Below are 16,691 nucleotides of genomic sequence, written 5' to 3'. Positions count from 1 at the left end.
AGCAGCGGTGCTGAAGGCAATACTGCTTCCCAAGGAGCTCAATTTCTAGGCGTTAAACTCTGACTTCTCCGTGTTGCGAATCTTAGTCAGGTACGTGACGTTCGGCTGCACGTTGATGCCATCCAGTACGTGGAAGGCACGCTCACCGTCTTCGCGGCGCAGCAGCTTGCCAATAAGGGAGTCAGCATCGCGCATGTCACCGAATACGATAGCCTGAGTAGGGCAAGACTGAGCACAAGCCGTTATAATCTCGCCATCCTGCGGACGACGCTTCTGCTTCTTGGCTTCCAGCTTACCCAGCTGAATGCGCTGTACGCACATCGAGCACTTTTCCATCACACCACGGGCACGTACGGTTACGTCCGGGTTCAGGACCATGCGGCCCAGATCCGTGAACATGTGGCCGTTTACGGCTTCAAACTTCTCGTTGGAAGTGTACGAGAACCAGTTAAAGCGACGCACTTTGTAAGGGCAGTTGTTAGCGCAGTAACGCGTACCTACGCAACGGTTGTAGGTCATCTGGTTGAGACCTTCCGAGCTGTGCGTGGTAGCTAGTACCGGGCACACCGTTTCGCAAGGAGCGTGGTTGCAGTGCTGGCACATCATCGGCTGGAAGATAACCGAGGGATTCTCGGAGGGGTCTTCCATGGCTGCGTAGGTGTCCAGCTTGCCTTTGGTATCGAAATCGGTTTTGTGCGCGTCGGAGCTGTAGTAGCGGTCGATACGCATCCAGTGCATCTCGCGACGGTTGATAACCTCCTGCTTGCCTACTACGGCTACGTTGTTTTCCGCCTGGCACCCAATCACGCACGAGCCGCAGCCAATGCATGAGTTGAGGTCGATGGCCATGCCCCAGTGGTGGTTCTTGTATTCGTAGTCCTGCCACAAGGATACTTTAGCAGGCGCTACCAGACCATCCGGGGTAGAGAGCTTCTCGTATTCCGTAACCTCTTTGGGGTTTTCGATATACTGCTTCAGCGTAGACTCCTGCACCACCGGCTTGCGGTCCATGATGGTGTGGTGTGTCTGCGTCTGGGCAATGGGCGACTTAGCGCCGGTTTTTTCCAGCGTTACGTTGTTGGCGTAGATGATAGCGCCGTTGCGCATCGTAGCCATGGGCAGTACGTTGGCACCTACGTTGTTGCCTACTTTACCCGCCATCTGGCGGCCATAGCCCAGGGCAATGCTCACGGAGCCGGCAGCCTGGCCTGGCTGAATCAGCACGGGCAGCTCTACGGATTTACCGTTTGCCGTTACCTTCAGCACGTCACCCTGCTCCCACTTCTGCTCCACAGCCATAGCGCGCGGCACAGCTACGTAGTTGCCCCAGGTAGCTTTCGATACCGGGTCGGGCAGTTCCTGCAGCCAGGGGTTGTTGCCTTCGGAGCCGTTACCGACCCCTACTTTCTCGTAGATAGCCAGTTCAACGCCCGAACCTTTAGGGGCAGAGTTGATGGCCGCAACAGCCTCACCCACACCCATGGCCGGTGCTACAGGAGCAGCCGGCGCGGCCGAAGCCGTACCCAGTGCCACGCCATCATGCACGGCCTTATCCCAGCCTTTCTGGAAGTTACCGCCCAGCAGGCCTTTCCACTGATTGCGGAGGAAGTTGTAGTAGCTGGAAGGGTTGCCGGCCCAGGTCAGCAGCGAATCCTGCGCCTGACGGGTAGCAAACAGCGGCGAAATGGCGGGCTGAGCCAGGCTTAGGAAGCCACGCTTGGGCTCATAGTCATTCCACGATTCCAGATAGTGATGATCCGGAACAGCGTAAGTACACAGCGAACCAGTCTCGTCGAGACGGTCGTTGAGGGAGATGGTGAGTTTTACGTTGGGCAGTGCGGCTTTCACTACGTCGCCCATCGGGTGGTCATACACCGGGTTAGCGTTGTAGAAAATCACAGCGCCTACGGAGCCGGCTTTCAGCTCGTTCACCAGACGCGCCATGCGGGCGTCGTCGCCCTGACGGATCATGGAAGGATTAGCCAGGTCAACCGCCGTAGAGCCGAGGCTGCTGTTGATGGCGGCTACCAGCGTCTGCACTGCCGGGTCGTTAGAGCCCGATACCACGAGGCCACGGCCGCGGGCTGCTTTCAACTCCGTAGCGGCTTTCTTTAGCTGGGCGTTGCTGTAAGAAGAGGCAGCGCCCCCTCCTACCACGTCGTTATACAGCGCCAGAGTAGCAGCACCCAGTTCCGAGGGCTTCAACGGCACGCGTACGTCAGCGTTGGAGCCCGTCAGCGACAGCGCTGATTCGAACTGGAAGTGGCGCGACATGGTCTTCTTGTCGCTGGATACTTTGCGGTTGGAGACGTACTGACGGGCAAACTCCACCGGTGAGAGCCAGGTACCGAGGAAATCGGCGCCCAGGCTTACAATCACATCGGCTTTGCTGAAGTCGTAAGCGGGAGCAACTCCGCCGTTGGCGCGCAGCAGGCCCGATGCCGAGTTGGCATCGTACATCACGTGCTCCGTGCTAGGGTAGCGCGAGGCAAACTCAGCAATTACCTTTTTGGTAGAAGGGCTGATGATGGTAGGCGACACGATGGCAATTTTGCCCGTCGTGGCAGCCAGCGCAGCCCGGATTTCCTGGTCTACGCGGTCCTTCTCCGCTTTCTGGCCTTTAATGGCGAAGTTCTGCAGGCGGCCACCATCGTAGAGGCTCAGCACCGAGGCCTGAGCCCGGGCCGACAGGCCACCACGCGTGATAGGCGACTCCGGATTGCCTTCCAATTTGATGGGACGGCCCTCGCGGGTTTTCACCAGTACACTGTTATAGTCCTGACCCGTGAAATAGGTGGAGGCGTAGAAGTTGGCAATGCCCGGATCTACTTCCTGCGGCTTATTCAGGTAAGGAATGGCTTTACGGACCGGCGTTTCGCAGCTGGCAAGGGTAGCAGCGGCAATGCCGAAGCCCATCAGCTTGAGGAAGTCGCGGCGGGGGGCAACCGTGGCGTCGGAAGAGCCAAAGGATTCCTTCACCGGCAGATAATCTGCAAACTCCGAGAAGGCATCCTTCACGAATTCCGGCGAATTCTCCAGTTCCTCAATTCCCTTCCAGTACTTAGGCGACTCTTGCATCGTGTGGGGTATTGTGGTATTCGGTATTGGGGTTGGGTATTGGCTATTTGGGAGCAGAAAGGGTTTCAGGCGAAAACCTGAAACCCATTCCCCAAAACCTTTCTTAGTAGTGGCACTTCGAGCACTCCGTGCCGCCGTTGGACGACACCGTGAATGGCACGGCGCCATTCTCTTTGTCGTGCAGCTTCACGAGGTTATCGTAGTATGCGTTGCCCTTCGTGTTGAGCGGGGTTTCGCGGTGGCAGTTGATACACCAGCCCATGGTCAGAGCCGAGTACTGATACACAACGTCCATATTCTCGATTGGACCGTGGCAGGTCTGGCACTCAATGCCGCCCACCTGGGTGTGCTGCGAGTGGTTGAAGTAAGCCAGGTCAGGCAGGTTGTGAATACGCACCCACTGAATCGGCTGGTTCTTCTGAATAGCCCGGTAGATTTTCTTGATTTCCGGCGACTCTGTTTTGATCTGCGAGTGGCAGTTCATACAGATGTTAGCCGAAGGAATGTTGGCCGATTTGCTCTTGTACACCGAGGTGTGGCAGTAGGCGCAGTTGATCTGGTGCTGACCAGCGTGCAGCTTGTGCGAGAAGGCAATGGGCTGCGTGGGCTGGTAACCCTGGGTGAGGCCAATGGCCATCACGCCCTGCACCGACTCATATAACACGACCAGAACGAAAATACCCAGGGCAAGGCCGCGGACCAGTTTCGACTTGTACAGCTGCGACCAGTCGAAGCGCTGTTCCAGCAGCTCCACGTCGCGACCGTCCAAGTCTTTGCGGCCGCGCAGCACATCCTTCATGATGTTGGCGATGATAACCAGCGTTACCACCAGCACAATCATCACCACTACCAATACAATCAGCAGCAGGTCTACATACTTACCGGCACCGGCTTCCGTGCCAGCGGCAGCAGCTCCTGCGTCAGGGGCGGCACCGTCTACCTTCGCTGGAGCACCAACGGCAGCAACTTTACCTTCCTCAGCGGTGATGTACGAAACAATGGAAGTAATTTCAGCATCCGACAGCTGGAAGCTGGGCATCTGCTGTTTCTGATACTCATTGAAGATCTTCACCGCATAGTCGTCGCCGCTGGCCACTAATTTGCTGGAGTTCTTTACCCATGGAATAATCCAGGACATGGGGCGGCGCTTGGCAATACCAGCCAGGGCCGGGCCCACTACTTTTTCATTAATAGCGTGGCACTGGGCGCAGTTGCCTTTAAACAAGGCATCGCCAGCGGCAATGGCTGCGGCGTCGCCGGTGGTAGCACCTGCTGCTGCAGCGGGGGCAGCCGCGGCCGTAGCGCCGGGCACCACGCCTTCTTTGCTCACGGCCGGCGCCGATCCTACATCCTGTGCCGAAGCACGGCTGAAGGAGGCAAACGTCAGAAACAGAGCGAGAAGAAAATGGGGAAGGGAACGAAGTCGGATGCTATCCATAGCACAGATTGACTGAAAAAAAGAAACGCGGGGGGGCTTCAAGGCCACAAATGTAGGTCGGGAATGGTTTAGAACAAACCAGCTTAAGCTAATTTTCGCCTTTTGGAGCTTGCTTAGAATGGTTCTAAAAAACATCAGCCTGTAACTCTTCTATATAAGTAGGCAAAAAAAGCTTCTATCAGCAGCAGCATAATTTCTCTGCGGACTAATAGCTCCACCGGTAGTACTCGTTCGGCGCTGGCATTGTTTATTGATAACTGATAATCAGTTAATTCTTTCGGCGGCAAGCACAATAAAACGGACCTATATAATAGGCATGAGTTGAAAAAGAGTATCTTTGCGCCCTCATTCAGTTTTTTCATCACAATTTTCACCCCGTCGTAATGGAAGTAAGAAATTACGAGACGGTCTTCATTCTGACTCCCGTGTTGAACGAGAGCCAGGTGCAAGAGACGGTCGAGAAGTTCACCCAGGTGCTTAAGGAAAATAGCGCCGACATTATCAACCAGGAAAACTGGGGCCTGCGCAAGCTGGCTTATCCGATTCAGAAGAAAAACACCGGGTATTACTTCCTGGTAGAGTTCACTGGCTCGGGCAACATCGTGGATACGCTGGAAGTAGCGTTCCGTCGTGACGAGCGGGTTATCCGCTTTCTGACCACCGTTCTGGACAAGCACGCTGTAGCTTACAGCGAGCGTCGCCGGAAAGGTGAGATGAACCAGCAGAAAGCCAAAAAAGAAAACGAAGCCGTTGCCCAGTAAGACTATGAGCCTCGCAAACGAAAGAATCCACAAGCAAGAGCAGCGTACCAAGTACTGCCGCTTTAAGAAGGCTGGCATTAAGTACGTGGACTACAAAGACCCGAACTTCCTGCTGAAATTTGTGAACGAGCAGGGCCGCATCCTGCCCCGTCGCATCACCGGCACCAGCCTGAAATTCCAGCGCAAAGTGGCCCAGGCCGTAGCGAAAGCTCGTCACCTGGCCCTCATGCCGTACGTAACTGACTCGCTGAAATAGACATGGAAGTAATTCTGAAAGACGACGTTAAGAACCTCGGCTACAAGAACGACATCGTTAATGTAAAGCCCGGTTATGGTCGCAACTACCTGCTGCCGCAGGGTCTGGCTATTCTGGCCGACAAGACCAACAAGAAAATCGTAGCTGAAAACGTACGCCAGGCAGCCCACAAAGCTGACAAAGTAAAAGGCGACGCGCAGGCCATTGCCGACAAAATCGGTGCTGTTGTACTGGACATCCCTGCTAAAGTAGGTGAGAGCGGCAAAATCTTCGGCCGCGTAACCACGCTGCAGTTGGCTGAGGCCCTGAAAAACAAGGGCATCGACGTTGACCGTAAGCGCATTTCTTTCGACCAGGAGCCATCCGTAGCCGGTGAGTACACCGCTACCATCAACCTGCACAAAGAAGTGAAGCACCAGGTTCGCTTCAACGTAGTAGCTGAATAAGCACTGCGTCCTGCAAAAAGCCCGTCCGCTATTGTGGACGGGCTTTTTTTATTACAGACAACCATTAGCACAGCCAGTAGGTAGGAAGTGAGGCGGGCTGTTACCTTTGCACAGGCCCAAACTTCTATCTTTCTGTTTCGGTCGTATCTTTTGGCTTGCCCGGTGCTGCCCGCCTACGGCGGCAATTTGTGGCCCGCCATTTATCCGCGGCCCGTTTGGGGTCGAACTTATTCTGATGTTCCGTACTGAACTCCTGCTTACGCCTCATCCACAGCAACTGCCCCTTTCGGCGCGGGTATTAACGATGGGTTCCTGCTTTTCGGAAACCATCGGTAGTCGCCTCTCCGATTTCAAAGTATCCACGCTGGTTAACCCCTTCGGCACTGTTTTCAATCCCATTGTGGCTTGTCAGTTGTTGCGCGCGGCCGCCGGCGAGGATATGGACTGGCAGCAGCACCTGGTAGAAGCCCGTGGCCGCTGGCAGAGCTATGATCTGCACGCCTCCATCGGGGCAGCTTCGCCGGTAGCCCTGCTTCAGCAAATACAGGATGTAGTACAGCGCACCGGCGCCTTTCTGGCCCAGGCCGATGTGGTGATGCTCACGCTGGGCACTGCCTTTACCTACCGCCTGAAAGAAACCCAGGAACTGGTAAACAACTGCCATAAGCTGCCTGCCGAGCGTTTTGAGAAAGAAATGCTCACGCCGGATGAGATTATTAACGCGGTGGCCGAAACGCATGCGTATCTGCGGCGCAAGAATCCCAAGCTGCGGTTTGTGCTCACGGTAAGCCCGGTACGCCACCTGAAGGATACGCTGCCGCTGAACTCGGTGAGCAAATCGGTGCTGCGCGTGGCCTGCCACTATCTTAGTGAGTTGCTGCCGGATGTAAGCTACTTCCCGGCCTACGAGCTGCTGCTGGATGATTTGCGCGACTACCGCTTCTATGCTTCCGATATGCTGCACCCCTCGGCCGTAGCGGAGGATTATATCTGGGAGAAGTTCAGTCGCACGTATTTCGACGCCAACTTCGGTCGGTTTAAGAAAGAATGGGAATCGGTGCGGCAGGCCCTGGCACACCGCCCCCTGTACGAAGGTTCGCCGGAGCATCGGCATTTTCTGGAAAGCACGCTGGAGCGCCTGCACCGCCTCAGCAGCCAGGTAGATCTGCGCGCCGAGATTCGCCAGCTGCATAAGCAGATTATGCAGCTTCCCCCTCCTCCAAAGATTCAGCCCCTTGTAGAGCCCGAAGTGGAGGACAATGAGGAGCGGATTGATGTAGGCGGCGAGGCTGAGTTCGTTAGCCTGGCTCCGGCAGAAGTTCCCCGCCAGCCGGTTGAGGAATCGGTTATCAGCGTAGCCACAGAACCGGTTGCTACGGAGGAAGCCACACCGGAAGTACCAGTGAAAAAGAAGCGACGTACCCGCGGCGGTGCCAAGCGCAACAAAAACAAGAAAGCAGCTGCCCAACTGGCGGCGCAAGCTACAGTGGCTGATGCTGTAATTACTGAAACACCGCCGTCTGTAGCGGAGGTACCAGTGGCTGCTCCTACGCCTACTCCGCACCCGGCCCTGCCACCGGCCGTTGCCAAAGCCGCGGCTATGTATGAGGCCTCCCGTCAGGCTGCCGCGAAGGAAGGTATGCCTGCCGTATTGGCTGCGCCCGCACCAATAGAAGCGGAACCGGTAGAAGAGCAACCTGCACCAGTAGAGCCTACCTCAGCGGCCAATAAACGACCGGCCCGGCGCACGGCCAGCCAGGTTCGGGCCTCGGCCAACCGCAAGCCACGCCGCCCGGCAAAAAGCAAAGCCAATCCTGAACAGCCAACGGAAGCCGCAGCCCCGGTAACTCCGCTGCCCGCCGTGGAGGCAGCACCAGTGGCAGCAGCGCCCGTGGTCTCCGCATCTGCTCCTGAGCCGGCCGCAGTTCCGGTAGCTCCCGAAGCGCCGGCTAAACCGAAAGCCAGACGGCCCGCCCGCCGGGCAACGCCTGCCAAAGAAAAGAAGGCCTTACCCCCACCACCTAAGCCTAAAGTGGCGGCTGCGCCCTCTCCCCTGCCCACAGATGCGGCGGAACCCAGCGCCCCCAAAAAGCGCGGTCGGCCACCCCGAAAAAAGCCGGTGAGCCCGGACGAAGCCACTCAGAATTCGTAAACGCAAAACCCGGCCCCTTTCAGCCGGGTTTTGTTATTCTTATCCTATTTGCTTTACGCTATGAACTCATCGAATCCCACCCATACCAACCGCCTGGCCCAGGAATCGAGCCCTTATCTGCTGCAGCACGCCCACAATCCGGTAGATTGGTACCCGTGGGGCGAGGAAGCGCTGACCAAGGCCCGCACGGAACAGAAGCCTATTATTGTGAGCATTGGTTACGCGGCCTGCCACTGGTGCCACGTAATGGAGCGGGAGTCGTTTGAGAATGCGCGCATAGCCGAGGTGATGAACCAGCATTTTGTCTGCATCAAGGTAGACCGGGAGGAGCGCCCCGATGTGGACCAGGTGTACATGGATGCCCTTCACGCCATGGGTTTGCAGGGCGGCTGGCCGCTGAACGTGTTTCTCAACCCCGAAGCCAAACCATTTTATGGCGGCACCTATTTCCCGCCCCGCAACTGGACGCAGCTGCTGGAAAGCATTGGGCAGGCCTATAAAAGTGACCAGCGCAAAGAGCTGGATGCCTCTGCCGAGCAGTTCGCGCGGGTGCTGCAAGCCAGCGACCTGGACAAATACCGCATTCCGGAAGCCGCCGAAGGCCTCTCCGATGAGCAGTTCAAGCTGCTGGTGTATAACCTGGCGAAAAACTTCGACCGGGAGCGGGGCGGCATGAACCGGGCGCCCAAGTTCCCCATGCCCAGCATCTGGCGTTTTCTGCTGCGTACGCACAAGCTTACGGGCAGCCAGGCCGTGCTGCAGCAAACCATGCTCACGCTCCGCGAGCTGGCCTGGGGCGGTATCTACGACCAGGTGGGCGGGGGCTTTGCGCGCTACTCGGTGGATGCCGAGTGGCTGGCGCCTCACTTCGAGAAAATGCTTTATGATAACGGCCAGCTGATAAGCCTGTATGCCGAAGCCTACCAGGTAACGCAGGATGAGCTATTCCGGGAAGTGGTGTACGATACCATCCAGTTTGTGCAGCGGGAGCTTATGAGTCCGGAAGGCGGCTTCTATTCCTCCCTGGATGCCGATAGCGAAGGCGAAGAGGGCAAATTCTACGTCTTCACCAAAGACGAGCTCCGCGAGATTCTGGGCGATGAAGAGCCGCTGGCTTCCGACTATTACAACTGCACAGCCCTCGGCAACTGGGAGCATGGCCGCAACATTCTGCACCGCCGCCAGTCAGACGCCGACTTTGCCAAGGCCCACCAGCTCACGCCGGGCGTACTGGCCGAAATGGTGCAGGGCTGGAAGCAGAAGCTGATGGCCGTGCGCGCTACCCGCGTCCGCCCCTGCCTCGATGATAAAATCCTGACCGGCTGGAATGCCCTCATGCTGCAAGGCCTTCTTGATGCCTACCGTGCCTTCGGGGAGGCTGATTTCCTGGTCTTGGCCCGGCAGAACGCCCACTTCATCCAGCAGCATCTGCGCCACGGCCCCGGTCTGTTCCGCAACTATAAGAATGGCCGCGCTACTATCAGCGGGTTCCTGGAAGACTATGCCCTGGTTATTCAGGCCTTCACCAGTATCTACGAAGCCACTTTTGAGGAAACCTGGCTGCGCGAAGCAGAGCAGCTGACGGAATACACGCTGACTAATTTCTTTGACCCGACGGAACAGCAATTCTTCTATACCGATGCTACCGGTGAAGCGCTGATAGCCCGCAAAAAGGAGCTGTTCGATAACGTCATTCCCGCCTCAAACTCCATCATGGCCCACAACCTGCACCGGCTGGGCCTGCACTTGGACAATGCCCGCTACACGGAGCTGGCCGCCGCCATGCTGCGCCGTGTGCAGGAGCTGGTAGTCCGGGAGCCCCAGCACCTCACCAACTGGGCCTCGCTCTATGCCGCTCTGCTTCGTCCTACGGCCGAGCTGGTTATTGTTGGCCCTGAGGCCGAAGAGCGCCGACAGGAGCTTAGCCGACATTACCTGCCCAATGCTGTAGTGGCGGGCGCTTCTCATTCCAGCACGTTGCCCCTGCTACAGGGCCGGGAGCCCAAAAACGGCGAAACCACGCTGTATGTATGCTTTAACCGCGCCTGCCAGCTCCCAGTACACACCGTAGCCGAAGTACTGACTCAGCTGTAAAGTAGCGCGAAGCTCCGGCTTCGCGTACGAGCAACGCGAGTAGCAGGCATATACAGCCGCGTAGGAACTCGCTCCGCTCGTACGCGAAGCCGGAGCTTCGCGCTACTCTGCGCTACTATGCGCGCTACTGTCATTTAGCGAGGGGTCCATTACAAAGACGGCGCCGCAACCTGCTATCTTTACCCTTCGCTTCCAGTCTGATTTACCTTTGAGCCTTTCCTTTGACTTTGTTCAGCCCGAACCGGCTGCAGTAGACCGCGTCACCCTGTTTGCCGACGTGATTCTACCGCTCCCGCTGCCCAAGCTGTACACCTACCGCGTACCCTTCGAGCTGAACGACCAGGTAGTGGTGGGCGGCCGCGTGATTGTGCAGTTCGGCGCCAAAAAAACGCTTAGCTGCATTGTAGCGGCTGTGCACGAAAACCCGCCCAAGGAGTATCAGGCCAAGTACATTCTGGAGTTTATTGACGATGCGCCCGTTGTGACGCAGCCCCAGTTGAAGCTGTTCCGCTGGATGGCCGATTACTACATGTGCACGCTGGGCGAAGTCATTAATGCCGCCCTGCCCTCGGCCCTGAAGCTAAGCTCCGAGTCCCGGGTACAGCTGCATCCGGCCTTTGTGGCCGAGGAAAACCCGTATCCGCTCAGCGAGCAGGAGCAGAAAGTAGTGGAGGCGCTGAACACTGGTGAAGAAGGCAAGTCGCTAACCTTTACTGATGTTGGCGAAATCCTCGGTATCACCTCTTTTCATCGGGTTATTAAGTCCCTGATGCAGAAAGACGTCATCTTTCTGTTTGAGCACTTAGCCGATAAATACTCGCCCAAGGTGGTGAAGAAGGTGCGGCTGGCCCACCATTTTGTGGCCGAAGCGGCGCTAGAAAGCCTGTTTGCGCAGCTGGCCACCCGCGCCAAACAGCTGGATGTGCTGATGCGCTATCTGCAGAAGGTGCCCGTGTACCAGAACGAGCACCGCAACCATCAGGGCATCGAAAAAGCCTACCTCACCAGTGCCCCGCACCTTTCGGCTTCGGCCGTCAATACGCTGATCAAGAACGGCGTGCTGGAGCAGTTTGATGTGATTGTGTCGCGCTTTCCGCTGGATGATTCACCGGAAGCCAAAATCACCTTCACCCTCAGCGAAGCCCAGACCACGGCCCGCGACGAAGTTCTGCAGCACTTCGGGGAGAAGGACATTGTGCTGCTGCATGGCGTAACGGGCGCCGGCAAAACCGAAATCTACATCGACCTGATCCGCAAGGCCATGGAAGGTGGCGGGCAGGTGCTGTATCTGCTGCCCGAAATTGCCCTCACGGCCCAGATTGTAACCCGCCTAATGCGTGTGTTCGGCACCCGCCTAGGCGTGTACCACTCTAAATTCTCTGATAACGAGCGGGTGGAAGTGTGGAATGGCGTGCTTTCCGGCCGCTTTCAGGTAGTGGTAGGTGTGCGCTCCGCGGTGTTCCTGCCGTTCGATAATCTGTCGCTGATTATCGTGGACGAGGAGCACGAGTCGAGCTACAAGCAGTACGACCCGGCTCCGCGCTACAATGCCCGCGAAGTGGCGTTGATGATGGCCAACTTTCAGGGCGCCAAAACCCTGCTGGGCTCGGCCACGCCGGCTGTGGAAACCTATTACCAGGCCCGCGCTGGTCGGTATGGTTTGGTTACTCTCAGCAAGCGTTTTGGCGAGGCCGGCTTGCCGGAAATTGTGCTGGTGGATACGCGCAAGTCGCGGGATGCGAAGAAGATGCAAAACCACTTCACGCCCGAGCTGATGACGGAAATGGAGACCAAGCTAGCCCTGAAAGAACAGATTATTCTGTTCCAGAACCGGCGCGGCTACTCCCCTTTCATCAACTGCCTGGACTGCGGCTGGATACCCAAGTGCCAGAACTGCGCCGTGAGCCTAAGCTACCACAAGCACGCCCATGAGCTGCGCTGTCACTACTGCGGCTACCACGACCGGATGCCGGTAGAGTGCCCCGCCTGCGGCTCGCGCAACCTCAAAACTGTGGGCTTTGGCACCGAGAAGATTGAGGACGATCTGAAAGTAATGCTGCCGCAGGCCAACGTACAGCGCATGGACCTGGACACTACCCGCGCCAAGAACTCCTACCAGCAGATTATTTCTGATTTCGAGAAGCAGGTGACCAACGTGCTGGTGGGCACCCAGATGGTGACCAAAGGTCTGGACTTTGCCAACGTGAGCCTGGTGGGCATCATCAACGCTGACAGCATTATTCACTACCCCGATTTCCGGGCGCACGAGCGGGCGTTTCAGATGTTTGTGCAGGTGAGCGGCCGTGCCGGGCGCAAGGGCAAAAAAGGCAAAGTCATTATCCAGACCGGTGACCCGATGCAGGTGATTTTCGACAAGGTCATCCGTAACGACTATATCGAGTTTTACGAGTACGAAATCCTGCAGCGGCGTGAGTATGGCTTTCCGCCGTTTATGCGCGTCATCCGGCTTACGGTGAAACACATGGACCAGCACCTGGCTGAAGGTGCTGCCATTCTGCTGACCAATGAGTTGGTAGACCGGCTGGGCCGCGAGGCCGTGCTGGGGCCGGAAGCGCCATATATCTTCCGCATCCGCAACTTCTACCTGCAGGAAATTACCATCAAGCTCAGCCGCGAGCATACCGTGCTGAAATCAGCCAAGGCCGATATTCAGGCGGCCATCAATGCTGTAAAGGATCAGAAGGAATACAAGCAGGCGCGGTTTGTGGCCGACGTAGATCCAATGTAATCCAGAGTACCACTGTCAATACCAACAAAAAGCCCCGACCATTCTATGGCCGGGGCTTTTCTAAACCATGTTGGCTACCGACTTATACTTCGTCGAGCAGGCCCAGGATGATGAAGATGATACCGATGATGGCAATGATGCCACCCAAGATACCGAAGATGGCGCTAATACCGCTGAACAGCGAAATCAGCAGACCAATCAACAGCAGGATGATGCCCTTGCGGATGTTGCCGCTCAGTGCGTCAGCCTTGGCCGTGTCGCTGTGGGTTTTCACCTGCGCTTTTTGCGCCAGCTTATTCATTTGCTTGGCTACTTTGCCAACGGCTACTTTCTGCAGCATGCTCATTTTCTTGGGCGAAGCAGCAGCCATAGCGTGCGAAGCAGCCTGGGCGGCCTGGGCAGTGGTGGCCGGAGCCGCTTTGGGAGCAACTGCTACGGGAGCAGCTTCCAGAGCCGGCGCAGCTACTGCGGCCTCTTCGGCGGCTACAGCTACCGGAGCAGGCTGAGCAGCCACAACACGCTCAGTACCGTGGTAAGGCGTAGTTTTAGGCAGCATAGCATACTCGGCACGACTGCAGCTGCTCAGACCAGCGGCTACGACAACCAGTGCAGCCAGGCTCTGGCGCAGGTAGTGGAAATGTTGTTTCATAAGGATTTGGTAAAGGTGAAAAAGGAAATACCGTGCAGGAGCGTCCAGGCAGAAAATCCGTCATTGGGGTTCAAATGCCTTTGCTGACTGCAATTATAGCTAATAAAATTCCCAGAGCAACAGGAAGAGAATTCAACTTTCCCGCAATATTTTTATGCTGTCTGCCCTTTCCCACCTTCTCACCACGGTTTATCTATTTTCCGCCTTCATCTTTCCTGGGCGGCGGGGCAACAGGCGGGCGGGTAGCTTTTGCTGGTGTCAGGCGGCCTAGGACAGCTGCAGAAGATTGGCGGACAAGCCATTATGCAGGAGCCATTCCAGGAACAAGGTGGCCAGACTGGGCTTGTTACGCTTGGCTCAGAAGCCAGGGGCGCTGGGCTGACACAGCCGAAAACCGCAGAAATTAAATCCCTGCGGAAGAAGCGGCCACACACTTGTTATGCTTAACAAAGCGTTGAATAGCAGAACAAGGAACATTTTGTGGCCAAAAGGCCCTTACAGCAGAGGCATTGAATTAACGCTGATTTAGGCAGCTGTTAAGAATAGCCAGAGCTCTTCCGTTTTTATATGCATCATAGCACCTCGTATTTTCTGTACAGCTCTTACCTGCTGGTTATTGGTGCCTTATTGGTGGCGCCTGCCTGCACGCAGCCCCCCGCCGAAAGCCGGGCCGTGACAGCGCATGCCTTGGCAACTGATAGCTCTGGGTATGAAACCAGGCCGCCGCAGGACCCTAATGGCATCAGCAAATACTACCATGGCCGGCAAATTGCGCACGTAATGGGCCATGAAGGGGCCGACTGGCTGGAGCGCCCGAACCGGGCGGAGGAAGAGCGCACCGATTTACTGCTCCGGGCTCTCAAGCTGAAGCCCACAGATGTGGTGGCGGACTTAGGCGCCGGTACCGGGTTCTTCACCTTCCGCATCAGCCCGCTGGTGCCGCAGGGTCAGGTATTAGCCGTGGATATCCAGCCGGAAATGCTGCGCAGCATTGAGAGCACCAAAGCCCGCACCAAGCTGACCAATGTGGTGCCCATTCTGGGCACCACTAAAAGCCCCAACCTGCCGGCCAAGAGTGTAGACCTGGTTTTGCTGGTTGATGCTTACCACGAGTTTGACCACCCCCGCGAAATGATGCTGGCCGTGCACGATGCCTTGCGGCCGGGCGGGCGGGTAGCGCTGGTGGAGTACCGAGCCGAAGATCCGCAGGTGCCCATCAAGCGCATTCATAAGATGAGCATGGAACAGGCCCGCCGGGAGCTGGAAGATGTGGGGCTGGAGTTTGTGGAGAATATAGATGAGCTGCCTCAGCAGCACCTACTCATTTTCCGGCGGCCCCGCTAGCACATTTTGCAGCCGGCCGGCCTTACCTTTGCCGGCTATGAATGCCAATCCGCGCCAGCTTTCCATCCACGATTTCACCTACCAGCTTCCCCCCGAGCGCATTGCCCCGGAGCCTTTGCCCCAGCGGGACCAGTCGCGCCTATTGGTGTACCGCCAGGGCCAGCTGACGGACCGTCGTTTTTATGAGCTGCCGACGGAGTTGCCCGCCGATTCCCTGCTCGTGTTTAATGACACCAAAGTGGTGCGCGCCCGGCTGTTCGCGCACAAGCCCACGGGAGGTATTATTGAGCTGTTTTGCCTCGAGCCCGTGGCCCCGCACCGGGCTATTGAGCCGGCCATGCAGCAAACTGGCTCCTGCGTGTGGAAATGCCTAGTGGGCAACGGCAAACGCTGGAAAAGCGGCCCGGTATTGCTGGAGTTCATGGCCCAGGGCCAGCCCGCCACACTCACGGCCGAGCGCCAGGAAGTGGCCGATGGCTATTCCATTATTCAGTTTAGCTGGCAGCCGGCGGAGCTGCCCTTTGCGGAGGTGCTGCGCGGCGCGGGCCATTTGCCCCTCCCCCCCTACCTCAACCGCCCCGATACGGATGTAGATGCCGTGCGCTACCAGACGGTATATGCCGCGCAGGAAGGCGCGGTAGCAGCCCCCACCGCTGGCCTGCATTTTTCAGAAGCCGTACTGCAGGAGCTACAGGCCAGAGGAATAGAAACAGCGCACGTGACGCTGCACGTAGGGGCCGGCACTTTCCAGCCCGTGAAGGCCGACCGCATGGCCGAACACCCCATGCACGCCGAGCCCATCAGTGTAACGCCCACATTGCTGCGGCAGCTGCTGGCACATACACAGGGGCCCGTGCTGGCGGTAGGCACCACCAGCCTGCGCACGCTGGAAAGCCTCTACTGGCTGGGCGTGCAGTTGCTGCTGGAACCTGCCTCAGCCAATATGTCCCTTCACGTAAGCCAGTGGCAGCCGTATGAGCCCGGTTCTGAAATACCCGCCGCGGAGGCACTGCAGGCCCTGCTGCACTATCTGGAGCAAACCGGCGCCGATGTGCTGCATGCCACTACCCAGCTGCTGATTGCCCCGGGTTACCGGTTCCGCATTGCGCAGGGGCTTATCACCAACTTTCATCAGCCGGAGAGTACGCTGCTGCTGCTGGTAGCGGCGCTGGTGGGCCCCCAATGGCGCCAGCTGTATGAGCATGCGCTAAGTAAAGATTATCGGTTTCTGAGCTACGGCGACAGTTCCTTGCTGCTGCCATAAACAGAGTTTTCAGGGTTTTTTCGGCCTTTTATGGGTACTTCGCTTCATATCCCGTATAAGGCTGAATTATTATCCCTAAACTCGACTCAGCCATGAAAAAGATAGTATTGCTGCTCGCATTTGCAGCCATTTCGACTGCCGCTTCGGCGCAAACGGAAACCAAAACGGAAATCAAGGACCCGGCAACGGGCGCTAAAACCACTACCGAAGTAGATGTGCGCGACAACGGCACCATGAAAATGGAAACCGAAACCCGTACCGGCCGCACGGAAGCCGGCGAGGTTATTCAGACTGCCGGTGATGACGTGAAAGCTGCCAGCAAGAAATCGGCCCGCGCCGTGAAGAGAGCCGGCCGTAAAACCGGCCATGTAGCCAAGCGTGGTGCCCAAAAAACTGCCCACGGCGTAAAAAAAGCCAGCAAAGCGGTTAAGAACAAAGCACAGGACGTAGTGGACTAACC

General features: G+C 57.2%; 12 protein-coding genes. 9 read left to right on the top strand and 3 right to left on the bottom strand.

Annotated elements, in window-relative coordinates:
- Positions 1-45: 45 nt before the first annotated feature.
- Positions 46-3,078, bottom strand: a complete 3,033-nt coding sequence (locus AM218_RS02570; protein ID WP_054411600.1) for a TAT-variant-translocated molybdopterin oxidoreductase — start codon at positions 3,076-3,078, stop codon at positions 46-48.
- A 103-nt stretch (positions 3,079-3,181) separates the two neighbouring features.
- Positions 3,182-4,516, bottom strand: coding sequence for a cytochrome c3 family protein (locus AM218_RS02565; protein ID WP_071843676.1), 1,335 nt, complete (start codon positions 4,514-4,516; stop codon positions 3,182-3,184).
- A gap of 383 nt (positions 4,517-4,899) precedes the next feature.
- On the opposite strand from AM218_RS02565, the gene rpsF reads away from it, so the two are divergent.
- The 6 genes from rpsF (at position 4,900) to priA (ending at position 12,974) form a co-directional block, all read left to right on the top strand.
- The gene (gene rpsF / locus AM218_RS02560) at positions 4,900-5,277 is read left to right on the top strand and encodes a 30S ribosomal protein S6 (RefSeq protein WP_054411596.1); all 378 of its coding nucleotides are present in this window, start codon (positions 4,900-4,902) and stop codon (positions 5,275-5,277) included.
- A 4-nt stretch (positions 5,278-5,281) separates the two neighbouring features.
- The gene (gene rpsR / locus AM218_RS02555; protein WP_044514807.1) at positions 5,282-5,533 is read left to right on the top strand and encodes a 30S ribosomal protein S18; all 252 of its coding nucleotides are present in this window, start codon (positions 5,282-5,284) and stop codon (positions 5,531-5,533) included.
- 2 nt (positions 5,534-5,535) lie between these two features.
- Entirely contained in the window at positions 5,536-5,979 is a 444-nt protein-coding gene (gene rplI / locus AM218_RS02550; RefSeq protein WP_054411594.1) for a 50S ribosomal protein L9, read from the top strand.
- 235 nt (positions 5,980-6,214) lie between these two features.
- A complete protein-coding gene (locus AM218_RS02545; protein ID WP_082318032.1) occupies positions 6,215-8,131 on the top strand; it encodes a GSCFA domain-containing protein in 1,917 nt (638 codons plus the stop codon).
- Between the two features lie 60 nt (positions 8,132-8,191).
- Entirely contained in the window at positions 8,192-10,225 is a 2,034-nt protein-coding gene (locus tag AM218_RS02540; RefSeq protein WP_054411591.1) for a thioredoxin domain-containing protein, read from the top strand.
- A gap of 208 nt (positions 10,226-10,433) precedes the next feature.
- A complete protein-coding gene (gene priA / locus AM218_RS02535; protein WP_054411590.1) occupies positions 10,434-12,974 on the top strand; it encodes a replication restart helicase PriA in 2,541 nt (846 codons plus the stop codon).
- A gap of 82 nt (positions 12,975-13,056) precedes the next feature.
- Here priA and AM218_RS02530 read toward each other — a convergent pair whose 3' ends face one another.
- Positions 13,057-13,623 carry a hypothetical protein gene (locus AM218_RS02530; RefSeq protein WP_054411588.1) on the bottom strand — a complete coding sequence of 189 codons (567 nt, stop codon included), beginning with the start codon at positions 13,621-13,623 and terminating at the stop codon, positions 13,057-13,059.
- A gap of 567 nt (positions 13,624-14,190) precedes the next feature.
- Between AM218_RS02530 and AM218_RS02520 the strand changes: the two genes are divergently transcribed.
- From AM218_RS02520 to AM218_RS02510, 3 genes are all read left to right on the top strand, one after another.
- Complete coding sequence (locus AM218_RS02520) at positions 14,191-14,967, top strand: class I SAM-dependent methyltransferase (protein WP_054411584.1); 777 nt, start codon at positions 14,191-14,193, stop codon at positions 14,965-14,967.
- A gap of 37 nt (positions 14,968-15,004) precedes the next feature.
- Complete coding sequence (locus AM218_RS02515; RefSeq protein WP_054411582.1) at positions 15,005-16,231, top strand: S-adenosylmethionine:tRNA ribosyltransferase-isomerase; 1,227 nt, start codon at positions 15,005-15,007, stop codon at positions 16,229-16,231.
- A gap of 92 nt (positions 16,232-16,323) precedes the next feature.
- Entirely contained in the window at positions 16,324-16,689 is a 366-nt protein-coding gene (locus AM218_RS02510) for a hypothetical protein (RefSeq protein WP_054411580.1), read from the top strand.
- Positions 16,690-16,691 lie beyond the last annotated feature (2 nt).

This window comes from Hymenobacter sp. DG25A (assembly GCF_001280305.1).
Taxonomy (GTDB): Bacteria; Bacteroidota; Bacteroidia; order Cytophagales; family Hymenobacteraceae; genus Hymenobacter.
Note: the sequence above shows the minus strand (reverse complement) of the source record. Positions and strands in the feature narration are given on the sequence as shown.